This is a genomic window from Sphingobacterium paramultivorum (genome assembly GCF_014109745.1).
In the GTDB taxonomy this organism is placed as follows: Bacteria; Bacteroidota; Bacteroidia; order Sphingobacteriales; family Sphingobacteriaceae; genus Sphingobacterium; species Sphingobacterium paramultivorum.
On record NZ_CP058555.1, the window covers coordinates 113,463 to 137,875 of the forward strand.

18 protein-coding genes are annotated in these 24,413 nt (G+C 40.9%); 15 read left to right on the plus strand and 3 right to left on the minus strand.

Translation table 11 applies throughout. The features are described 5' to 3' along the window. Nucleotides 1-378 precede the first annotated feature (378 nt). The 4 genes from HS960_RS00495 (at nucleotide 379) to HS960_RS00510 (ending at nucleotide 3,814) form a co-directional block, all read left to right on the plus strand. Nucleotides 379-1,053 carry a PIG-L deacetylase family protein gene (locus HS960_RS00495; RefSeq protein ID WP_182330972.1) on the plus strand — a complete coding sequence of 225 codons (675 nt, stop codon included), beginning with the start codon at nucleotides 379-381 and terminating at the stop codon, nucleotides 1,051-1,053. Then, complete coding sequence (locus tag HS960_RS00500; protein ID WP_228280140.1) at nucleotides 1,050-2,159, plus strand: glycosyltransferase family 4 protein; 1,110 nt, start codon at nucleotides 1,050-1,052, stop codon at nucleotides 2,157-2,159. Before HS960_RS00495 ends, HS960_RS00500 begins: the two co-directional genes overlap by 4 nt. A gap of 42 nt (nucleotides 2,160-2,201) precedes the next feature. After that, the gene (locus HS960_RS00505) at nucleotides 2,202-3,314 is read left to right on the plus strand and encodes an amylo-alpha-1,6-glucosidase (RefSeq protein ID WP_182330973.1); all 1,113 of its coding nucleotides are present in this window, start codon (nucleotides 2,202-2,204) and stop codon (nucleotides 3,312-3,314) included. 188 nt (nucleotides 3,315-3,502) lie between these two features. After that, entirely contained in the window at nucleotides 3,503-3,814 is a 312-nt protein-coding gene (locus HS960_RS00510; protein WP_153846425.1) for a hypothetical protein, read from the plus strand. Nucleotides 3,815-4,097: 283 nt separating this feature from the next. Here the strand turns inward: HS960_RS00510 and HS960_RS00515 are convergent, their stop codons facing one another. From HS960_RS00515 to HS960_RS00525, 3 genes are all read right to left on the minus strand, one after another. Further along, nucleotides 4,098-5,186 (minus strand): PepSY-associated TM helix domain-containing protein, encoded by a 1,089-nt coding sequence (locus tag HS960_RS00515; RefSeq protein WP_182330974.1) that lies wholly within the window; start codon nucleotides 5,184-5,186, stop codon nucleotides 4,098-4,100. 2 nt (nucleotides 5,187-5,188) lie between these two features. Then, on the minus strand, nucleotides 5,189-7,330 hold the full coding sequence (locus HS960_RS00520) for a TonB-dependent siderophore receptor (protein ID WP_182330975.1): 2,142 nt from the start codon (nucleotides 7,328-7,330) through the stop codon (nucleotides 5,189-5,191). 73 nt (nucleotides 7,331-7,403) lie between these two features. Beyond that, on the minus strand, nucleotides 7,404-7,778 hold the full coding sequence (locus HS960_RS00525) for a hypothetical protein (protein ID WP_182330976.1): 375 nt from the start codon (nucleotides 7,776-7,778) through the stop codon (nucleotides 7,404-7,406). A 279-nt stretch (nucleotides 7,779-8,057) separates the two neighbouring features. Between HS960_RS00525 and HS960_RS00530 the strand changes: the two genes are divergently transcribed. From HS960_RS00530 to HS960_RS00580, 11 genes are all read left to right on the plus strand, one after another. Then, the gene (locus tag HS960_RS00530; RefSeq protein ID WP_182330977.1) at nucleotides 8,058-8,618 is read left to right on the plus strand and encodes an RNA polymerase sigma factor; all 561 of its coding nucleotides are present in this window, start codon (nucleotides 8,058-8,060) and stop codon (nucleotides 8,616-8,618) included. 55 nt (nucleotides 8,619-8,673) lie between these two features. Continuing rightward, nucleotides 8,674-9,666, plus strand: a complete 993-nt coding sequence (locus tag HS960_RS00535) for a FecR family protein (protein WP_182330978.1) — start codon at nucleotides 8,674-8,676, stop codon at nucleotides 9,664-9,666. Nucleotides 9,667-9,678: 12 nt separating this feature from the next. Next, nucleotides 9,679-12,702 (plus strand): TonB-dependent receptor domain-containing protein, encoded by a 3,024-nt coding sequence (locus tag HS960_RS00540; RefSeq protein WP_182330979.1) that lies wholly within the window; start codon nucleotides 9,679-9,681, stop codon nucleotides 12,700-12,702. A gap of 4 nt (nucleotides 12,703-12,706) precedes the next feature. Beyond that, nucleotides 12,707-14,056 (plus strand): DUF4876 domain-containing protein, encoded by a 1,350-nt coding sequence (locus HS960_RS00545; RefSeq protein WP_182330980.1) that lies wholly within the window; start codon nucleotides 12,707-12,709, stop codon nucleotides 14,054-14,056. Between the two features lie 10 nt (nucleotides 14,057-14,066). Beyond that, complete coding sequence (locus tag HS960_RS00550; protein WP_182330981.1) at nucleotides 14,067-15,641, plus strand: DUF6850 family outer membrane beta-barrel protein; 1,575 nt, start codon at nucleotides 14,067-14,069, stop codon at nucleotides 15,639-15,641. Next, nucleotides 15,631-16,800, plus strand: coding sequence for a cytochrome-c peroxidase (locus tag HS960_RS00555; protein WP_228280142.1), 1,170 nt, complete (start codon nucleotides 15,631-15,633; stop codon nucleotides 16,798-16,800). Before HS960_RS00550 ends, HS960_RS00555 begins: the two co-directional genes overlap by 11 nt. Nucleotides 16,801-17,225: 425 nt before the next feature. Beyond that, entirely contained in the window at nucleotides 17,226-17,849 is a 624-nt protein-coding gene (locus HS960_RS00560; RefSeq protein WP_182330982.1) for a TetR/AcrR family transcriptional regulator, read from the plus strand. A 282-nt stretch (nucleotides 17,850-18,131) separates the two neighbouring features. Continuing rightward, nucleotides 18,132-19,235: an efflux RND transporter periplasmic adaptor subunit gene (locus HS960_RS00565; protein ID WP_182330983.1), complete on the plus strand. Its 1,104-nt coding sequence runs from the start codon at nucleotides 18,132-18,134 to the stop codon at nucleotides 19,233-19,235. Between the two features lie 50 nt (nucleotides 19,236-19,285). After that, a complete protein-coding gene (locus HS960_RS00570) occupies nucleotides 19,286-22,453 on the plus strand; it encodes an efflux RND transporter permease subunit (protein WP_182330984.1) in 3,168 nt (1,055 codons plus the stop codon). A gap of 32 nt (nucleotides 22,454-22,485) precedes the next feature. Then, nucleotides 22,486-23,919, plus strand: coding sequence for an efflux transporter outer membrane subunit (locus HS960_RS00575; RefSeq protein WP_182330985.1), 1,434 nt, complete (start codon nucleotides 22,486-22,488; stop codon nucleotides 23,917-23,919). A gap of 31 nt (nucleotides 23,920-23,950) precedes the next feature. Beyond that, nucleotides 23,951-24,412: a TetR/AcrR family transcriptional regulator gene (locus HS960_RS00580; RefSeq protein ID WP_182330986.1), complete on the plus strand. Its 462-nt coding sequence runs from the start codon at nucleotides 23,951-23,953 to the stop codon at nucleotides 24,410-24,412. The last annotated feature ends 1 nt before the right edge of the window (nucleotide 24,413 follow it).

Genomic DNA, 24,413 nt, shown 5'->3' on the forward strand with positions numbered 1-24,413 from the left:
TTGTCTAAATGTATAACGTGTAGTGGGGTATAAATCAGAACTTTATTATGAATCGATAATACTATTATTTAGTAAATTTTAAGCGATGGAGACAGGTATACAATTGAAGATCAAGTTCCTGAGTGAATAGATGGACCACCTACTCATTTAGCAAAGCAAAAAACTACTGAAGATTCAAAAAGTACAAACAGATTATTTAGCACATCTTTTAAGAGAGTTGAAGAAAAAATAGTAACTAAAGAACGATAGCTGATATGAGATACAAATTAGCAGAAATATATACGGATTATAGTGTGATAGTGGAGGAAGGTTCATCCGATGACAATATGCTAGATTCTAGCTGATACATCAGCCTAAGAAAATTAAAGGATAAAAGAGATGAAAAATGTTATTCCATCCATTGTTGCCGATACAGCCTCGGCAAAAAAAAGAATAGCTGTAATCGTTGCGCATCCCGACGATGAGACACTTTGGGCGGGCGGTACAATTCTCGAACATTTTGATTGGCAGGTGTATGTAATAAGTGTATGTCGGGGGGATGATACCGACCGTGCTTTAAAATTCGACGCTGCACTTAGAGTGCTACGAGCAAATGGTGCAATGGGATGTCTTGATGATGGGGTCCGACAGGTGCCGTTGCACGAATCCGAACTTCAACAGACTATTCTCGCACTGTTGCCACCTATTGTTTATGACCTCGTGATCACACATAATCCTTCAGGCGAGTATACTTATCACAGACGACATGTTGAAGTTAGCGAAGCCGTGATAAAGCTCTGGAAAAACCGAAAGATAAAAAGCAAGGAACTTTGGACATTTGCCTATCACGATGGCAATCGTCAGTTTTATCCGCGGCCACATAAAATGGCTCCGATAAAAAATCAGCTCAATCTTGCAATTTATGATACCAAATATGATATTATGAATAGAATATACGGTTATCCAAAGGAGGGCTGGGAGGTGATTACAACCCCGAGTACAGAAGCGTTTTGGTCATTTACAGATACCGGAAAGGCTATGGTTTGGTTGTCTAAAGGAGGAGTATTGGTATGAGAGTCTTATTATTATACGATTACCCACCATCTCCGGGGGGCTTGTCCACACAGGGCGATCTACTTTATAAGGGATTGCAGGCAATAGGTGTTGATGTTCATGCGGCGCATTGGCAATCTTGTCAGGAGAAAGAATGGTATTATGATTGGTTCAAGCCAGATGTTGTCGTTGGTATTGGATATTGGGGGCATGTTCCGTCGATCGTCGTGCATCCGCAACTTTTTGGAAGAATAGCTGTACCATGGCTTGTAGCCGATGGATATATTGCGAATTATAATGAAATACTTAACGAATTACCACTTATTTTGGTTACTTCTAATTGGGTTAAACAAATGTATGTTAGGGACGGCATTTCAGGAGATAAGATAGAGGTGCTTCCTGTAGGTTGTCCTACGGATTCTTTTGTCCCACATGCGTATTACGATCCCAAAATCGTTGCGGTACGAAAACAGCTTGGCGTGTCACTAGACGAGATTATGATTCTGACTATTGGTGGAGATGCAGCTTCTAAAGGCGCAAATGAAGTTATGGAGGCACTTGCCTTAATCGACAGGGATGTGCTTCCATGGAAATATGTTTGTAAAGTATGGCCACAGCCGCGCACCTCTTTTCAAAATCAATCTGATAACGACCTCGCCGAACGATTAGGGATTAGTAAAAAAGTAATATATGCAACAAATACCGTTTCGCGCGATTTTATGCCCTATCTAATCGGTGCTTGCGATATCTACGCAGCTCCTTCCAGATTGGAGGGCTTTGGTATGCCACAGGTTGAGGCAGGGGCATGCGGTAAACCTGTTGTTGGTATCCGTGCGATGGGCATGCTTGATACACTCGTTCATGGAGAAACGGCTCTTTTAGCAGGGGTAGCCAAAGAAATTGTCGTTGACAACGTTATACTAGGTACTGAATCCGGTTATGAGGACAATCATATTATCCATTTTGATATACCTCGTACCGTAGATTACAGGGCGGACGTTAATGATATTGCAGATTGTTTGTCTAGATTGATGCGAGATTCGTCCCTTCGTACTACAATGGGAGCAGCTGGGCGAAAAAGAGTAAGAACGATTCGACTACAGGGTAGTAGCCAAGCGATTTGTTAAAATCATGGAAAAATATTTCAAGATCAACTAATTAGAGGAGCAATGCTTACCGAAAAACAATTTGAGGAGATCAATGCTGCAAAGCTAGCTGCTGAAGGAGTATTGTTAAATAATAGTAGTGGGCCATTCCATCACCTTCCGCGCACGGCGGGCTGGGGGTATCCGGAACCCTATACCCGGGATCTTTTATTTTCAATCCTTGGCATTGCTAGTACTCATAATATGCAGCTTTATGATAGTATAAAGAGTGTTTTGGAAGTTTTAGCAATCACCCAGACAGTACATGGCCATATACCATCCATTGTCTATGATCCTAACAATTTGGGGGCAAGTGATACAACACCGTTGTTTCTCATGGCTGTAGGAATATACCGCAAAATGACAGGAAATACAAATTTTCTAGGGCGTGCCGTTAACAAGTCGCTACGTTGGATGACGTACCAGAGTCCTACGGATGACGGGGTTGTTGCCCAGCAACCCACCAGCGACTGGCGGGACGAACAGTGGGTATTGGGGTATGGGTTGTATGTTAACGCCATATATCACAATGCTCTTCAATTATTAGGTTATCAGGAGCGTGCTGATAGGCTCGCAAATGGAGTGAATATTCTATTTGCTAATGAAGATCAGTATTATGCCCTATGGACATATAAATTATACCATAGCGGAAAGTTCGATCTGCTGGGCAATAGCCTTGTCATACTTAGCGGGATAGCATCTTCCCAAAAGGCAGACGCCATCATAGATTGGGTGGAATCCTCCTGCAAGTCTATGCAGAAAGAAGGACAGTTAGCTATAGATCTGCCCCCTAATTTTTTTCCATTTATTTATCCGGGAGATCGCGAATGGCATGAACGATATAACCAGTACAATCAACCTGGCGATTATCACAATGGTGGAATATGGCCTTTTGTCTGTGGTTTCTATATTGCCGCTTTAGTGAAAGCACAGCGATTTGATCTAGCAGAGGTAAAATTACTCTCACTCACAGTGCTTGTTAAGAAGGCTGTAGATTTTAGATTAGAATACGGTTTCAACGAATGGATCAAAAGTCAAGATGCAATACCTAGTGGACAGGATTGGCAGACCTGGAGTGCAGCTTTATATCTATATGCTGCCAAATGCGTTGAAAGTCGGACGGTGCCTTTTTTGTAAATGTTCTATTCACCGTTACTCCAAATAAAGTAGATGCACGTTTAAATTTTACAGCGCAAATTTCCATTTTGACTGTTAAACTTAATATCGAGATTGTAACATTTTTATTTCCCATTTTTGGAAGTCATCGGTTCCTAAAAAACAATATTCTGTTCAACGCTGTCTTATATATAACATAAACAAAGCAAATGAATTTTGATCTCATTAAGTGTAAAGACCTGCAGCAGGCGATACATATACCCAATACTACCGACGACCATAATGAAGAAACATGGTTTGTAAAATTTGGTGAGGAAATAATAGGTGTTGGCCTTTTTCCACAACAAAGCACGAGCTGCGTTTTGGCAATTGTTGGTGATGCTTATGATGACAAAAAGTTAATTGGCGATGTCGGTGCACATGATAAGCTGATTATTGAAGGATTGAATATCGCTTTTGAAGGTTATTTAAGATCTATTCGTGGCGATGTTGTGATCGGGGAAAAGCAAGTGGATGATTAGCACAAGAAATATCTATTCACCCAATTACCTAGGAGCTCAATAGCACCTTTTACGCTATCAGGTTTTCTTCTAAATCTAAGTTTTATACATTATTATTCTCCCGCTCCCGCGTTGTATGATAAGGAAGCAAAAATTGAGATCCGTAACTGGCCCGAAAAAGTCAGGCTAGTTTTTATCGAATATAAAAAATGGTTTAATGATGGTCGCTATAGTTGGCCGCGAGGAAAAAAACTCGTTTTTCAAAAAATGATGAATTGATTGATTATTATTAATAAAGCGTAATTTACCAATTTCGTTTATACCATAGATAGGTGCCTGTCATAGTAAGTAATGCTGGTGTCAACCCGATTAAAGCATAGATAAACTTTACGAGGTAACCACCAAATCCGCCAATATGCAATTGATAAATTGCCCAGGAAATTTTTTTTAAAAAATCTGCCTTTTCAATATCCATGTGCCCTGTAAGGTTTGCATGAACAGGATCGAAAGCAAAATTGCTCGCCTTTCCACTAAACAAAAAGAATGTGGTACTTGGCAGGTGGCCACGGACCAAAATAGGGGATTTGTTATCCTTTGGAATATTTATCGCAATGGGGTCAAATCCCGGAGCAGCTATTTTGCAGTAGTTTAGCAGTTTATCTAAATTTGGTTTTGCCTTGAATGAACCCTGTTGCTGCACCATGGTTTGGTGGTCAGAAAAAAGGGGCTGAAAAACGGGGATATTCATCCATACACCTGTTACCAGCAAAACTATATTGATCAAGGCCGACCAAACCCCCACTACCCGATGCAAGGAGGAGTATAATCGTCGTCCCTGCTTGTACAGCGGTACCTGAAATAAAATAACTTTCCTTATATATTTCCGATAGACAACCAGGCCCGAAACTATCGTCAATAAGAGGAGTATGCCGACAATGGCGCAGATAGCCTGTCCGATGCGACCGAGTAAAAAGCTGTAATGCATGGCATATATCCATCTAAAAAATGAACCGCCAAGCTCCTCGTAGTTGCCTTGGCGCAGGATTATGCCCTGATGTGAGTCTACAAAAGCAAAACTCAAATGATTATTGTAGGGACTTTTGGTCTTTCGATAAAGCATAAATTCATAGGGTTCTTCCGATGATAGCGGAAAGTCGTGCAAGACAATTTTTTCCAAACCCGGAAAAGCTTCTGCGACGATTCTATAGGCGCTGTCTGCAGAGATCATAAGCCCGCTGTCGGGCCTATGATAGATGTCTGGATTGAGTGCCCTGTCAAGATCGTGCCGGAATAGCAGCAATGACCCTGTAATCCCCAAGATTAGAAAGAATAGCCCCGAACTTAGTCCAAGCCATCCATGCCAGCGGAATGCCCATTTGGTTATCGTCTTCATGGCTAGAAATTATAAGATACATTCAACCGGAACTCGCGCGGGGCATAGGGCACATAGGCGTAGAGACCTATTGGCCTTGTCCAGGCACTCCCATAATTGAATCGGTTGGTCAGGTTATTGATAAGACCATTGATTGCTATTTTGCCGTTTGTCCAACCTAGACCGGCATCCAGGCGAAAGAGCGCTGCAATGGAAGGAATTTCATCCTGCGGATATCGGCCAGCTCTATCAGCTTGATATTGGTAGCCTGTCGAAACACTCAGTCCAGCCAGTTTCTCAAAAGGAAGCCGATAATTTAGCCACGTGTTTTGTATATGCCGTACGCGATAGGGGGTAGCCTTACCTATCAGTGCTGGATTGGCATCGGCGGAAATATAACTATCCGTATATGCATAATTAATGACGGCATTCAACCCCTTGACAATTTCACCTTTGAGGTCAAACTCGATTCCTTGGGACTTGGTCTGCCCAATTTGTGATTGCAGGTTTGTCGAAGGGTCTGTCACCAAGATATTGTCGCGGGTAATATGGTAAAGGGATAGGGTACTGTTCCATTTGCCATCCCACCAGTCTTTTTTTAAACCAATTTCATAATTTTTCCCCCGTAGTGGGTCGAATGTTCTCCCATCAGCACTCAAGCCACTCTGTGGCGTAAAGGTATGGTCATATAATGCATAAATTGAGGCGTTTGTGCTGAGTGCATAATTTACACCGAGGCGTGGTGTAAGGACGAGATCCGAAACACTGGATTCTGCAGGGATATCGATATGGCTTGTCGATTGTGTTAGACGCGCTGCCAAGGTTAAATGTAGTCGATCTTGTAAGAAACCAAGCTCATCCTGTAGGTAAAAAGCAAAATATTTTATCTGCTGTTTGTTTGTCGCAATGCTTTCGAGTGAACCTGACTTTTTGTTGTCATCGAATGGTGTACCATACACGGGGTTATTAACATCTAGCGGATATAGCGTTTGGTTGGCATTTTTGTCATTATATCCTGAATAGCCAAGCAACGACTTTCGATTTCCGTCCAAGCTGGCCAAAATGTGATGATCGAGCTCACCTGTTTTGAATAGACCGTTCACAAAGATCTGGATGGATGCAACATCGGTCGTAAATCTTTCATAAGTAACACGTCTTTTGATTTCGGACGGTCGGTTTTTATCATAGGCAGATACAAAAAAATAGTTGCCATCCATGTGGCTATTGGCGTAAGCAGTTTTCGCTGTCAGGCTCCAGTTTCTGCTTAGTTTTTTTGTATACGTTAAAAATGCGCTGTGTTCCACTGCCTGTACAGGATCCTTCTGTGGGTCAGCAATACTGAAATCGCGTGGGAGGGATGCGAATCCATAGGGAGAGAATACCGTGAGTAGATATTGCAGGAAGGATTGTTTTTGAAGACTATATTCCGCCGTTAGGGAGGATGTGGAGTCTATACTGTATGTCAGGCTCGGATTGACCACGACCTTGTCATTAAATGCAAAGCGTTGAAATGAACGCGATTTTTGTCCTACTGCATTTAATCTATAGCGCCACTTTTTATCCTTATCGAAACTGCCGTCCAGATCAGTGCCAAGACGGTAGAGATCCCAGCTTCCTGTCTGAAAGAAAACTTGGTTGGATGTGATACCTGTTGGTTTCTTGGTGACGAGGTTAAAAGATCCGGCGGGATCACCGATTGCATTCATAAAGCCCGAGGGACCCTTGATAAATTCCAATCGATCGATCATATTGGCGTCTTCCGGCATAGGCCCGTAATAGATCATGGACATGTCAACACCATTGCGTAAGGTATTGATCCCAGCCCCGCGCATAAATAGAAAGGGACCATAAAAATCGGCGGTATTGTTGCGCATGACACCACTGACATTCCTGCTAATGGCTTCGTTGATATTAATTGCCTGCTGGTCAGTAATGATACTATGGTCTATTTCCTGAATATTTTGTGGAAGTTGGAGTAGGGGAACCTGTAGCTTTAAAGTGTTGGATGCAGCATCCAATTTGTATTTTCTGTAATATTTGGAAGTGACAAGAGCTTCGTCAAGCCTGATGCTGTCGCGTAGCCTAGATGATGAATCTGGTAAAGAATGTTGTGCATATACTATACTGCCTGACAATGCAAGCAATACGGAAAATGAGTATTTCATGAATTTATGTTGCCTTTGATGATTTTTTCTAAGAATAATTCAATGGCCGATAGTGCCATTGTAGGGAAAGTAACTAGGCAGCAATAGGGGGGCGAAATAAACGATTTGAGTCTATACTGTGATATTTTGTAAAAACCGGTCCCAGTGGAATCGATTTTATTTCAACGGAAGCTGGAATGAAGGAAAATAGTGCATACGAATTAATGAAATCATACACTTCAGCCTTAAGCTTCGCTGTTGGATTCTGCTTTTCTTTCTCCTGTGCCTTCCTGATTTTTTTCATTAACACACAATTTCCATTACAGTGCAATTGTGGTTTATCGCGGTTTTCACAAAGATACTTCGCAATGTAATCTTTGTTTACATAAAATGCACCTATGACAACATAGCCCCAGCTAGCTTGGACGAGCAAGGAAATTGTCAAGAAGTATAGGAGCACTTTTTTCATTTGGCCAAACTTAGATAAATTGTTTCTGAAATACAATTTAATTTTTTGGAAGTTAATTATTGCCTTACTGAACAGTTCGTATTTCCTGTTACTTATCCACATGGTAAGGGGGCGCTAGATAATGTTCTACAATAGTAAAAATACTGTCGGGTTTTGACTAAAAGAAGACTTTTCGAATATTGGTTTAGCATCAATTTCTCTACTCAAAGTGAATGAGAAGTGGTGTTAATTGCTTAATATTATTTGGAATAAATCTAAATAATTATTTATTTTGCGCACTTGGATGTACTAAAAACATGGGATTCGATTAAAACTGGCGATAGCGACAGTTTCTTGGCTTTATACGACTCGTTGTATAAAGCGCTGTTCCGCTACGGATTGAAAATTAATACCGACCGTGAAGTTGTAAAAGAATCAATCCATATCTTATTCTGTGACCTATGGGAAAAGCGGGAAAATTTACCCATACTAACTACAGATCCAAAATATTATCTCTTTGTATGGCTAAAACGTCTGATCTATAAACAAGGCGCTAACCAAAATATACCACTGGAAGAACTGTTGCACACACCGATAGAAGATTCGATCGAATCGCAAAAAATAGCAATTGAAGAAACATTGGAACGGGATCAGGCCCTAAGCGCGGCTATAGGCAACCTGACAAAAAAACAGCAGCGTTATATTGAGCTAAAATTTTTTTATAATAAGAGTTATGAGGAAATCGCGGAAATGGAAAATGCAGCACTGAGAACAGTTTATAACGTTGTTTATGAAGCAATAAAAAAATTAAAGAGTTCATTGTCAGTGATTTTATTGCTTATTTTAAATTTTTCCAAATAAAAACAGGTAAAAAATTGAGTTTTTGTGCACTACTGTGTAAACACAATATCGAGGAATGGAACAACCTACTTTGGAAAAACTGATCTGTAATGAATCCTTTATCAATTATTGTCTACAAGCAAGGCTTGAGGATATGGAATATTGGAAACAATGGGTTGAGGCAAATCCACAGCACCGGAAGGTTGTAGAAGATGCGAAAGGATTAGTCAAACTGATGCAGATCGGTCCAAGTCAGGCCCAGATAACAGAAGAGCGTGTCAGACTTCAGGCCTTTATTAATAAAAATGGCGCTCCAGTGCATCGTTTACGAAACTACAGATGGATTGGCTATACAGCAGCCAGCCTCTTATTGGTATCTATGGGTTTTCTATTCTTAAAAAGACAGTTGCCGATAGCTGAAAATGCCACTCAAACTGAACTTGTTAGCCAACAGGTACCGACCGGTAAGTATATGAATGTACTTTTAAGCGATAGTACCAAAGTGAAGCTCGGCCCAACGTCTACACTGCGATATCCAACGCATTTCAATGGAGATAAGCGAATCGTTAGTCTCAATGGTGAAGGCTATTTTGAAGTCAGTCATAACATCCATAAACCTTTTATCATCCAAACCCCTGATCTTGAAATCAAAGTTTTGGGAACTTCCTTTAATGTACACGCTTTTGAAAATGATGAGCTGTCAAAAATAGCATTGTTCACTGGAAAAGTAGAGGTATCAAAAGGAACAAAGAGGCTACTGCTAAGTCCGGGGCAGGCTATTGTTTATCATAAGGACAAAGCAACCTTTGCAGTAGAATCCTTTGATTTAGCCAAAGAGAAGGAAAATATGACGGGTGTTTTGCATTTTGAGAAGGCTACTTTCAGCGAAATAGCCAAACAGCTGAACCGAAAATATGGAATCATTGTGCAGGACCGATCGGATATTGAACTGATGTATTCGGGGACCATAGGACATGAGTCATTGGAAATGGTGCTTGAAAAACTCTCCCAGACAACAGACTATCGGTTCAGTATCGAATCCAATACACTTATTGTTCGTAAAAAATAACATCATATATCTATGTTTTCTAAATCCATCAATAGAAGCGCCCTGCTTCTTGGTGTAATTCTTTCTTTCCAGGTGTTAGCTGTAGATGCACAACAACTGAAGATTGAAAGTAAAAATCAACCACTAAGGTCTGTTTTGAAGCAGATCGAAGAAAAATCGGGTTACAGTTTTCTCTATGACGAGTCTCAGATCAATATGGATCGCCGCATCAATATCGAGGTAAATGGAGCGCTTCCACAGGTTTTAAATCAACTGGAACAGTTAACTTATCTTAAGTTACAGATCTCAGGTAAGAATATTCTGATAAGTAAGGCTTCTCTGGGTGTTTTATCAGGTAAAGTTGTCGATGAGGGTGGGAAAGGAATACCATTGGTAACCGTGCATCTTAAAGAGCTGAACCAGTATTATTTCACGGATAATAATGGGTCGTTTAGATTCCAGTTTCCTGCCCATCGGCTGAAGTCAGCAAATTTGCAGTTTTCCATGATAGGAAAACAAGGGACCTCCATTACGACTGTTTTAAATGGGGCAAATAATGCTATTGCCGACATCATATTACCAACGTTGAGTGTGGGGCTGGAAGAAATAGCCGTCACTCCCCGGACTAATAGGCGACTGGAAAGCAATAGTTCACTTTATATCAACCGCGAAGTGATCGAACAGTCGGGCGCATTAAGTATTAATGATTTATTAAGCCTTATTCCTGGACAAAAGATCGCGGCGCCCTCTTTACAACAGGTCCAGCAAGCTAATTTAAGAAGCGCAACATTGGGCACAAACTCTTTTTCCAACAAAGATCCATTTACACTCAATAATTCTTTTGGTGTAGCACTGATTATGGATGGTATCGCATTGTCTAACAACACCAATATGCAGACCTTAAATGCTGGAATCTATGGTATGGGAAATTCTTATGTCAATGGCAAAATATCTGGACTGAGTGGGAGTGACGTCGGCACGGATAATTATACCGGAGATTATACTTTTGGAGGTACCGATCTCCGCCAGATTGCGACAGACAATATAGAAAGCATAGAAATTGCTGCCGGTGTACCTTCCGTGAAGTATGGGGATATGACAAATGGTGCTATTATCATCAATCGTATTGCTGGCAAAACACCGCTCAATTTTAATGTTCAACTCCGCGACAATGCAACCGTTTACGGAATTAGTAAAGGTTTTGATACCCGTAAGTTTGGGGCTTTCACTATTGGTGGAAATTTCACGCGCTCCTTTGAAGACAACAGAGACAAGTTGAAATCCTATGACCGTCTAGGCGGAAATATCATGTGGAGTACCTTCGCCGGAAAAGAAAAAGCTTTCACCAATACCTTATCCATAGATTATGGTCGCAACATGGATAAAGTCCGTCGTGATAGCGATGATCCAACAGCTGCGGTCATGCGTTTCAAATCATATAATTTCTCTATTGGAAGCCGCGCCAATTATCGGATTGACCGAGGTTTTCTTTCCAATATCGGTTTGAATGTCCGTTATAGCGAAACTTATCAGAATACATACAAAGAACAGGACGTCAACGGCACTTATATTATCTACTCAGATGCCACAGAAACGGGAGTTCATCAAGGCCAATATGCAAGCGGAATCTATCAGGCTGTAACCAATATTGAGGGTAAACCCATCGATTTAACAGCACGTCTAGATCTGACGGGCACATTTCAGACGGGCGAGCTGCTGCATCAAGTGAATTTTGGTGCATTTTTAAATTACTCAAAAAATATAGGAAAAGGACAGATTGTCGATCCATCCAGACCACGTAATAATACTATCGCGGCAAATGCTGATATTCGCAAAGAACGCTATTACGATGTCTCACTAATTCATGGACAACAACAGCTGGGATTTTATGCAGAGGACCTTTTTACGGCGAAAATAGCGCATCGAGACCTGAATATCCGTATTGGTACACGGTTGGACAAATTTGAAAAATATGTTACATTTTCACCACGCACGAATATTAACTATGCAGTTACCCCAGCGCTGACAGTGGGTGTTGCGTATGGCTGGGCAAGTAAGGCGCCCGCATTAGCGCAATTGTATCCAGGACCGGTATTTTATGAAATTCCTTTATATCAGCATACTGCTTTTAATGGAGGAAGTGTCGATGAGGCAAATAGCCTTTACCTGATGTATGTAGATAAATTTACACCGGATAATAGCAAGCTTAAGCCTTCGTTGTCCGAGCAGCTTGAATTTTCAGCCACCTATGAATATAAAGATTTTAAATGGGGGGTGAACGTTTATCATAAAAAGAATTATAGAGATGTCGTTACCGTTAACAGTTTTGAGAAAATCCTGCTGGACAAATACGACGATAATCCAGATCCCAATGCGGAAGTTCCTTATATTATTGAGGGGACAAAACAATATAGGCTATCGCGCTTTGAATTTATGAATGCTGGCGACAAAAGAACTCAGGGGATCGAATTCATGCTATCTACCCCAAAATGGACGGCGATCGCTACCTCATTTAATCTAAGGGCGGGATTGACTAAATCAACCTATAGACCCTTGCAAAACATGGCGACATTTACCAACAACACCGACAATCCTAATCGTGCAGAATCTGCAATATATCCAACACAGCGCAGGACGACTACGGTGAGCAACGCTGCAATTACTTCAAGTACGCATATTCCTAAGGCTAAACTGTTGATCAATTTCACAACCGAACTTAACCTCATGAATAAAACGAATACCGATGCGTCCGACGGCATACCTATCGGCTATTATACGCAGGATGGAACCTATTATGCCATAGACAATTTTGATCGTAATAATGTCAATTACGCTCATACGCTAAGGCCTATAGAAGAAATCAACAATCAGAACCAGCCTGCTGTCTATACAAATTTCCACTTAAATGTATCGAAGGAAATCAGCAAACGGCTAAGCTTGGCTTTTCATGTCTATAACGTATTTAATTATCGTCCACAGTACAAACGTTCTGATAATTCCATGATCATTCCGAATGGTAAACCTACTTACGGTGCACAACTCAGACTTAAACTATAACGCCATGAAAATCATCATTAAACTTATACTTTTAATCTTTGGCTCCAGTTATCTTTTTAGCGGCTGTCAGAAAGACATCTATGCCGAAAATGGATCGGTAGACATCTCGTTGAGTACATCTTACGAAAGTGAAACCTATGCCAATAAATTACCGTTAGATGATATTACTTTAAATCTTTATACCTTGAAAGGCAAACTGTTGTTGACGGTAAAATCTGATGAAAATGGTGTAATTGAGTTCGTGGATCTGGCGCCTAATACGTATAATGTTCAGGTCGTGAAAAAATTCAGTGCTGCAGAATTCAATCAGCTAACGGGGCAGCGTGAAGACAATGAGGTCACTTTTAGTTCGGTGATACGCCGAATAGAAGTCGTAAAAGGGTCGGCGGAGACACATTGGGATCTTTCTCTCCTGACCGGTAATAGTAATGAGGAGGGCCTGGTTATCAAGCAGATTTATTATGCAGGTTCAGACGCCAATCAAGGCGCTAGTTTTAGGGATCAATTTATCGAAATCTATAATAATTCAGATGAGATCCGCTATGCAGACAGTCTCTATATAGCCGAAGCTTTTGGTACTACAAATGCGAGTACGACCTATGTATACCAGCCCAATAGTGGACAGTATGATTGGAGTAAGTCGTATCGTATGCCACAGGATATTGATGCCAATAATGATTATGTCTATGCTCATCTGATCATCCAGCTTCCGGGCAGTGGAAAAGACTATCCGATTCTGCCGGGCGAGAGTATTGTTGTTGCCTCAACAGCAGCTAACCATCAGTCGCCCTATGTAGGAGCTGATGGAGTCGCGATCTCCGTAAAGAATCCGAGCCTTACCATTGATCTCAGCAAGGCAGATTTTGAAGCTTATTATGTACCCTATCTTGGAAGTACCAAACCTTTGGCATCTGATATCGATAATCCAAATGTCCCCAATATACGCCTGATCAACCGGGGGAATGGTGCTGACATGATTATGAACCAAGCGGGTCAACGCAGCTGGATCATTTTCCGTGATCAGAACATGGGACCAGTAATCAATTGGAAGGGCTATATGCCGCCATATGCCGATGGACGGGAAAATTTGGGAACAGATTACCTTCAGATTCCAGTAGCTAATATTTTGGATGGTGTGGAAATTCAGTCCTCAACCTCAACACAATATCCGAAACGATTTACGGCAAAAATCGATGCTGGATCTATCGCTGTAGACGGAGGTGCGCGTTCCTCAAATTCAGTTATTCGGAAAACAAAAGAGATCATCAATGGAAGAAGAATATTGGAGGATTCTAATAACTCAAGTGATGATTTTTTGTCAATGAAGGCAAATCCAAAGGGATTTATTGATTAAGCGAAGAAAAATGAAAGATTATATTCAAGTTACCTTATGCCTATTTGTTGGGGCGTTGTCCCAGCTTCCGGCCAAAGCGATAGCAAGACAAGATACCATATCCTATATTCAATATATTGATCAAGATAGCATGCAATTGCGCTTACGGCAGTATGCTATCGATAACCCGATGTGGCTGGAAAAGAAGGTGCCGCAGCGTTACAGTTTGATTAGTATGGGATATAATTCCACCTCGGGCGATTATCACCGTGCCCAGGACGCACAGCGGGTAAATACGCTGAATTTTAGTTCGGAGGGAGCTGTTACTATTAAAGATGTACGCTTGTGGGGGCGTTTCAATTATACGAGATCTGTCGAAGATAGTACGAGGTTTGCCCATCAGACCAGAGAAAACACCTCTTCCCCCTGGTATTTTGGCTCCTATGGTTACAATCATTATGAACGAACGACCTATCGTATCCAGACAAGGGGACAGCGTTATTTTGCAGATAGAAAATATGCTGTCTTTGGTGGATTCGATTACCAGGTAGCAAATCATTTTAGCAATAATGATCCGAGAGGTAGCATACGCGTAGCGCAACTTAACGGTACGCTAGGCGGTAGTATGCGTATCGTCAAAAACGTTGATATTGGTCTCGAAGGGAAGTATGGTTATGGGCAGGAGGACTTTGAAATCGCTTATAAAAATGGAAATTCGGCCACAAGCGCTGTGGAATCGCCCTACATGAACTATATTATCAGAGGATACGGATGGAAGGTGAGTGACTGGCTACTGGAGCAGAAGATGTTCTATCAGAACGACATGAAGCGCTTTGGTGGTAAATTTTACTCCTCATTGAATTCTTCAATAGGGGATTTTTATGGCAATGTAGCTTATCTACGTGAGGAACAGAAATATCGACAAACGCTGCGGAACGAGTCTCGCATCAATGAACTCAGTCAGTATAATTTAAATCGACTAGACTACAATTTGGTATGGCAGCTGTCAACAGGAAATCAGACTTATATGGCATCACTTGATTGGTCCAGTACACGTGGAAAGGACCAGGTAACAGAAAGTGGAAATGCACAGAATTATGTTTACCAGAATGATAATGGAGCATTGAATTTATCTTATATGCTTGCGAAGAAAAAGTGGCGACACTATTACGGGGGTAAAATTGGTTTATTGAATGAAATCAGAAGGGATGGCGGCACTGGCACAAGTCTGGACTATGAGCATTTAAACTATCAACTCAATGGAGCGTGGACCTATATAACCGCTGCGAATCAAGAAATAGAATTTGGTCTCACAGGTTCTCTTCGCCAAAATATAGGAACATCCTGGTCGCTACCGCTAATCAATGAAAACGTATTCCATCAATATGTTTTTTATCATGATGTCCTTTATAATCGTGCAAATTTATATGGGAGTAAAGTAAAATTGGGTTTCAAACAGCGCTTAAAAAAGGGAAATTTCATTCACTTGGTAGCAGACTATAATTATCAAAAAGCGGCATGTTTATCTGATCTAAATCGCGAGAATCTTGCCCCTATAGGGACCACCCGGAAACAAGTGAATTTAATGATAGCATATGGATTTTAGGAAGCGGACTTTGATGAAGAAGAATACACTGATTGTTATCGCAATCTTTATTGCACCTTTGTTGATTTCGGCATTTGCAGATCGTATTGACGAGCAGGAAGAACTACAGGAATTGCGCGAACGCTACAGTAGTGGACGTCAGGAACTATGGCCCAAACCACATATCGATTCGGCTGTAAGGCCTGGTTTTGTGGATATCGGGGTATTGCCCGAGGTAAGCTATCCGGCAGATAATACTTATAGCAAGGAAAAATCGCTGCTCGGAAAGTTATTGTTTTTTGACCCCAGACTTTCAGCATCAAAGCAAATCTCATGCGCAAGCTGTCATGATCCGCAATTGGGATTTGGAGATGGAAAAAGTCTCGCGCACGGACATGGAAGGCGAGAGGGAAAAAGAAATGCGATGACATTGTACAATGTCGCATTTTACAAGTCTTTAATGTGGGACGGCCGTGCTAAGAGCCTGGAAGATCAGGTCTTGCTACCGACACAAGACCATTTGGAAATGAATACACCGTTGGATACTTTAATAGCACATGTAAAAGCTGTGCGCGGCTATGCGAAATACTTCGAACAAGCTTTTGGGGATAAACAGATTACCTTGCGCCGAATACAACAGGCGCTCGCTACCTTTGAACGTGGTATTGTGAGCCATCCAACAAAATTTGATCGATTTGTACAGGGGCAGGCCGATGCATTGAACGATGAGGAACTTACCGGCCTACATTTGTTTCGTACCAAAGCACGTTGCATAAATTGCCACAACACACCTTTGTTCTCTGACAATCTTTTTCATAATGATGGACAGGCACTGTACGGAAGCAAACAACAGGATTTTGGTCACTATCATCTCACAGGAGATCAAAAAGACATTGGCGCATTCCGTACGCCATCGCTTCGAAATACAGGTCTGACAGGTCCCTGGATGCATCACGGCAACTTTCCGACCTTGCGTGATGTGGTCGAACTCTATAATCTTGGTAATCCAGCACCTATACAAAGGCATGTGAAAATTGATGAAAAGACAAGACCTATACATTCACCGTTGTTAAAAAGATTGAATTTATCGCGACAGGAAGTCGATGCTGTCATAGCTTTTTTACAGGCTGTAAGTACACCAACACAGCGTCGGATTGCGATGCCGGAGCTTCCAGAATAAAAGGTGAAAACCAAAGTTATGTCTAATGTTCCTCAGTAGGTGCTGAGTAAAGTTCGATCCGAAGTAATTGTGCTCAATATGAGATGAAAAAGGATGCCGATCGATAAAAATAGCCAAATCTTTAATTTAGATTTGGCTATTTTTTGTTTGAAACTCTGATAGCATTTGATTTCAGATAAACCCAAAATATTTAACTGGAGAAGCTAGTGTCAATATTATTTTTAGATTATTGATAGTTAGATTAAGGGCTTTGGAATTCTGAGTAGCGGTGAAAAATTGAGCTCTGGGTAAGTCTTTACGTTTTTTTATTTAAAAAGAGTCTTTTTTATAAGTTTTGGAGTCATTCGTGATTTTAAATCTGCTTTTGAAAAAAGAGATTTAAAAACTAATGGTGTGCAAATACATTTATAAAATTGATAAGAGGTATGAAGAGCAAATTAAATGGCAAGATGGACAACAGGAGGGAGTTTGTCTTACAAGTCGCTAAAGAAATGTTTTCGATCAACGGATTTCATAACACGAGTATAAGGGATATCGCAGGTGTTGTACCAATGAATACGTCAATGGTATCTTATTATTTCCAAAATAAAGAAAACCTACTTGTTCAGATTTTGGAAAATATACAAAAAGATATCTTGGAGATATTTGCAGCAATAAAACTCCATGCTGATTACAAGGAAAAGTTAAAATCTTTTATTAATCGCTGTATTGATTATTCATGCGCTTCGGCTAATGGTGTGAGATTGCTTTTTCAAACCTTAGTGATTGACGTCAGTGAGCCAATCGTGAATAAAGCACGTGAGATAGTCGCCATGTTTCAGAGTTTTTTTGTTGATCTGATCGATAAAGGCAAAATAGAAGGTAGTTTTTCTACAAGTGAAAGTAGCAATATACTTTACAATTTTGTGTTAGGTACAATAAATAATGCACTTCAATGCCTGGAAATACAAGAACTTAAAAATGAAAACGATTGTAAGTTAGTGATGAAAGATGTCAATCTATTTGTTATCAATGGGTTATCATATTATTTGGGCTGTGATTTGACATAAGATGTTACATAAGCTACTATTAATCCGTCTTTTTACTAATTAATAGCTTCTTTTTGACTATTCATTTTATAAATAATGCATTAATTTTAGTTATTATTATAAGGACAACGAAAGGGACTTCATCAACAAGGTGATTGTCCCTTTTTTTTACTGCAATACTCATTATCTAATTTAAGTCATAATGAATATTTACGTCTTTTTACCAAGTTGATGGATCTTCCTGTCTTTTTAGACGCAAATATGGCCTCTATATTTGTACGCATCAAAAATAAAGGAAAATATATGAATTTAAAGAGCGGTCTGAACACTGTTGTAGGATTAGGAGTACTCGTCAGTTTTTTTTCATGCCAGAGTAAAGGAACTCCGGCGACAAATTCCGCTGCTCCCGAAGTTTCGGTGCAGCAAGTTCAAACTGGAAGCGGTGAAGCAAAAAATACCTATGCAGCGTCAGTTGAGGGAATTACAAACGTTGAGGTAAGACCTCAAATTTCAGGTTATTTAAATAAAATATTTGTTGATGAGGGAGCTTATGTCCACACTGGTCAACTGCTCTTTAAAATTGATGACCGGCCTTTTGTTGAGCAATATAACACAGCGAAAGCTGCAGTTCGTGTCGCTGAAGCCAATCTTAAAAACATTAAAATTGATCTTGATAGAAAAGTTGAATTGGTAGACAACAAAATTGTCTCTGATCTACAAGTGACGCAGGCCAAAGCATCATATGAAGCATCTTTAGCGAGCTTAGAACAGGCCAAAGCTACAATGAATGCGGCGAAGATCAACCTCGACTTTTGCCTCGTTAAAGCTTCTGTGTCCGGATATATCGGTCGGATTCCCTATCGTTTAGGGAGCTTGGTCAGCGCTTCATCAGTAGAACCGCTGACATTATTGACAGATATCAATCAGGTCTACACATACTTCAGTATGAGTGAAAGCGATTTTGCCAATTATCAGACAAAACAGGAGGGAAATCAGCGAAAAGACTCTGTGGAACTCACGCTGTCTAATGGTAACAAATATTCCCAAAAAGGTATTATCGATGCTGTGACCGGACAATTTGATAAAAATACAGGATCTATAGCTATTCGTGCCCGATTTAATAATCCTAAAAGGGAATTAAGAGCGGGAAATACAGGCCGCATCGAAATGACTACGGCACTTGATAATGTACTACTTGTTCCTATAAAGGCTACTGTTGCAGTGCAAGACAAAATATATGTGTATAAGCTGGATAAAGACAATAGAGCTAGTCAGGTCGATATACAAGTTGGAGGGAAGACCACTGAAGATTACTATGTGCTATCTGGGGTGCAAGCTGGAGATCGCATTATTACAGGTGGTTTAGGTTTTGTTAGGCCTGGAGCGATCGTTACGCCTAAAAAGTAAGTTGTCTGTCGTAGTTATACGATATTCTGAGTCTTATTTATCAATTTATTATGTTAAAAAAAATAATTAAACGGCCGGTACTAGCGACCGTAATATCAATATTATTGGTTATTCTGGGCGTGGTGGCAATGACATCATTACCCATTACCAAATTTCCTGAAATTGCGCCGCCCACCGTAACGGTGACAGCAAATTACCCAGGTGCTAGCGCTGAAGTTATCGCTAAATCAGTAGCCCCTCCCTTAGAAAATGCAATTAACGGAGTGGAGAATATGGATTACCTTTCATCGACCGCTAGTAATGACGGTAGTTTGATGATCAATGTGGTATTCAAGTTAGGAACCGATCCGGATCAGGCTTCTGTCAATGTGCAGAATAGAGTCTCTCAGGCGACTAGTATGCTGCCTTCCGAAGTGAACCAGATCGGTGTGACCACTATGAAGCGCCAGAATAGCATCGTCGCTATGTTGACCTTATATGCAGACGGAGGTAACGCAAATGAGCTGTTTTTGGAGAACTATGCCAAAATAAATATTGTTCCTGAGTTAAAACGCATCACTGGAGTTGGAGATGCACAGGTATTTGGAAATAAGGATTATTCGATGCGTGTATGGATGGATCCGCAACGTATGTCTACGTATAATATTACGCCAGAGGAGATTGCGGCAGCCATACAATCTCAAAATAAAGATGCTGCTCCAGGCAAATTTGGTGAAAGTTCTAAGGAATCTATTGAATACACGATTCGCTATCAGGGCAAATATACCGAGCCTGAACAATATGAGAATATCATTTTGAGAGCAAACAACAACGGATCTTCTTTACTATTAAAGGATGTTGCTCGTGTTGAATTTGGCTCCTACACGAATACCGTTACAACCAGCTTTGACAATAAGCCGGCGATTATGGTAGCAGTTTTTCAGACAGCGGGATCCAATGCAAATGCAGTCGAAATCGCGATGAATAATCGTTTGAAAGAATTATCCGCATCCTTTCCTCCAGGAGTGAAATACAAGATCCCGTATAGCTCTAAAGAATCTTTGGATCAATCTATCAAACAAGTTTTGAGCACCTTGTTGGAAGCCTTTATTTTGGTGTTTATCGTCGTGTTTATCTTTTTACAGGATTTTCGCTCGACGCTTATTCCTGCCATTGCGGTTCCGGTTTCTATTGTGGGGACATTTTTCTTTATGCAGGTATTTGGCTTCTCGATCAACCTGCTGACATTGTTTGCACTGGTGCTAGCCATTGGTATTGTGGTAGATGATGCAATAGTCGTGGTGGAAGCCGTCCATGCTAAAATGGAGAAAAAGAAGCTAAACCCGCGCTCTGCAACAATGTCCGCCATGAGTGAGATTACCGGAGCTATTATATCGATTACTTTGGTGATGTCTGCCGTATTTATACCCGTGGCGTTTATGGATGGTCCCACCGGAGTATTCTATCAACAATTTGCATTGACTTTAGCAATGGCAATCTTGATCTCTGCAGTAAATGCTCTCACGTTGAGCCCGGCTCTTTGTGCAATTTTACTTAAACAACATGACCATCACGAGCAAGAAAAAGTATCCTTTAAGCAACGCTTTTTTACAGCGTTTAATGCAGGCTTTGACAAATTGACCAATCGTTATGCCAAGTCCATTATATTTTTGGTCAAGAAAAAGTCTGTGGCTTTTGCAGGACTAGCATTATTCATCGGATTGTTTGTATATGCATTCCGATCCACGCCGACAGGCTTTATACCAGATGAAGATCAAAGCTTTTTAATGGTATTGGCTAATGACCCTCCCGGAGCATCGTTGGATCGGACGGGAAAGCATCTTAAACAGGCTGAAAATATGTTAAAAGATCATCCTGCCATTGAAAGTATCATCAATATATCAGGGCTCAATATGATGAGTTTCAGTACATCATCCTCAGCGGGAGCGATCATGCTTCGTTTGAAACCATTGAAAGAGCGCGGAGACGTAAAAGATATCAATCAGCTCATTGGTCAGTTTCAGGGAATATTGTCCCAACAGGATGAGACCACATTTTTGGTGGCAGGGATGCCGACCGTACCAGGGTTCGGGAATACTTCTGGACTTGAAGTCGTGTTACAGGATCGGAACTCGGGTACTCTGCAAGCCTTCAATGATGTTTCCAATGCATTTGTTGGAAATCTGATGCAAAGGCCGGAGATAGCTTTCGCCTTTACGACATTTAATGCTTCTTTCCCTCAATATGAAATGAAAGTAAATGAGGGATTGGTCAAACAGCTTAGTCTCAATGTGAGCGATGTATTGACCGCTATGCAGGCCTATTACGGAAGTATGCAAGCGTCTGATTTCAATCGTTTTGGTAAATATTATCGTGTGGTGCTGCAGGCAGAACCGGGCTTCCGCGCTGATCCCAAGTCGATTGAAACAATCAGCATTAAAAATAAATTAGGACAGATGGTACCGCTCAAAAGTGTTGTAGAGCTAAAACCTGTTTCCGGACCAGAGAATGTCGAACACTTTAATCTCTTTAATGCGATTAATCTAACCATTATGGCGGCACCGGGTTTCAGTACAGGACAAGCAATGGCGGCCATCGAAGAAGTAGGTAAATCTTCACTTCCGCAGGGGTTTACTGTAGATTGGAAAGGAATGGCTCGTGAAGAGCGTGGGGCTTCTGGCCAAACAGCTGCGATCTTTGGATTGTGTATTATTTTCGTTTATTTTCTCTTATCAGCACAATATGAGAGTTACATTTTGCCTTTTGCAGTGTTGCTGGCGATTCCCGTGGGATTGCTGGGTGTATTCTGGGGAATCTCCTTGGGTGGGCTTTCCAATAATATCTATGTACAAGTGGCTTTGGTCATGTTAATCGGCTTGCTGGCTAAAAATGCGATTTTGATTGTTGAGTTTGCATTGCAGCGGCGGAAAGTAGGAAAACCATTGGCAGCGGCAGCTATTGAAGGTGCGAAAGCACGTTTGCGTCCTATTTTGATGACTTCATTGGCCTTTATTGCAGGTTTGTTGCCGCTACTGGTTGCGGTTGGTCCTTCAGCGATAGGTAACCATTCTATTGGTTATGCAGCTGTATTTGGGATGTTGGCCGGGACTGTCCTCGGAGTTTTCTTTACGCCAATTCTATTTGTGGTATTCCAATACCTGCAGGAACGCCTCAGTGGAAAACCGATAGACCCAGAAGATTGGGAATATGAGCAACATGAATTGGAAGGGCAGCATTAGAAGAAATACTACAGAAGCATAAGAATTAAAAAATGAGATCAAAAAATAATATATGTTTGGGTATTATATGTAGTTTGTTACTGCTTTTAGGCTGTAAAACAAATAAAGAGATTCCAACCTTGCAGAAAGAGCAACTGCCCCAACAATTTTTAACAAAAAATGAATCGGTTGAAGTCGATACAGCTGCGGATCTTGCCGCGCTTTCCTACCGTGATTTTTTTAAAGATGAAAAGTTGATTGCACTAATAGATAGTGGACTGCTGCATAATAATAATTTGCTTGTAGCCGTAAAGCAAATCGAATCGGCACAAGAGACGATGAAAAAGATGAAATGGGGCTATCTTCCTGTCGTAGATCTGTCCGTTGGAGCGGCCTCCATCAATAGACCATCCAACAATAGCATGAATGGTATGATGGCAAGTCAGTTTATGGGCAAATCCTATATGGAAGACTATTCATCTACACTCACCTTATCTTGGGAAGCGGATATATGGGGTAAGATTAAAAACCAGAATGCCGGCGCTCTCGCGAGCTACCTCGCCCAGAAGGAAGCGACCATTGCGGTACGTACTGGATTGATCGCTGGAATAGCACAGGGCTATTACAATTTGCTTTTATTTGATCAGCAAAAGTTAATTTCTCAACAGAATCTGGCTATTGTAGACAGTACGCTCCAGATTACCCAAGTTCAGCAACGTCTTGGTCTGAGTACCTCCCTCGCTGTTCAGCAGATGGAAAATAGCCGTGATAATCTCTTGAAGTCCATACGCGTCATTGAAGAGAACATTGCGATACAAGAAAATGCATTGCAAGCTCTTGTTGGACAATTTCCTAAAGACGGTATTTCAAGAGGAGATCTTTTGAGTTTAGTGGAGCGGGACGTTTTTGCGACAGGTGTTCCTGCCGATATGTTGAGCCGTAGACCAGATATCAAACAGGCTGAATATACATTTTTACAGACAGTTTCTGATATCAAAGTGACCCGAGCGAATATGTACCCCGCCTTACGTATTACAGCGCAGGGCGGTCTCAACTCATTTACCGCAAGCAATTGGTTTACTGTTCCTGGGTCCTTATTTGGTATGCTGTCTGGTTCATTGACGCAACCGCTATTGCAGGGTCGTCAATTAAAAACTGCCCATAACCAAGCGATCATAAGATCTGAACAGGCAGAGTTGCAATTTAAAGAAACGGTTTTGCAGGCTGTAGGTGAGGTGTCAAATACGTTGGAGCAAATCGCATCACTTCAAGATCAACAACGATATAATGATCAGCTTGTAGCGCGCAATCAACAACTCGTTAAACAGGCCAAAGTATTGTTTAAGAATGATATGGCTACCTACCTTGAGGTATTAACTGCACAACAGAGTAAATTACAAGCCGAACTTGATCAGATGCAAGTGAAAAGTAAAAGACTGTATACCGAAGTAGTTCTTTACAAAGCTTTAGGTGGCGGTGCTAATTAGGGGTGTAAATTGAAAGTAACAGGTAGTAAAGATGGAAGACAATGGTTTTATAAGGCAAGCAATTGAAGATTTGAAGCCACTGTTGATTGACAGTGGATTTCAAAACCTTAAATTGGATGCTATTTTAACATCGTTAAATATTTCGAAAACAAAATTCTTTCGGTATTTTGGAAGTATGGGAGGTATCATGGAGCTGACTGTTTATCATGAACTCAGCGCATGTTACCGTTCATTAGCATTGAAGATCCGACAGGAAAGGAATAAAGAGCATGTGTTATATAAGATTATAGCGCACAGAAAGAAATTTATTGACAATAATCCTATTCTGCATATTTATTATGCCACAAAAAAGCGTTTTACCAGACGCTTTGAACCCTTAAAAAAAGCTGTCGTTCAAAATGAAAATGATCTTTTGCATGGGATGCTAGCACAGTGTTTTTATTCCGAAGCTGACATCGCATTTTTCAAACAAAACATCACAAATGAGATCTGAT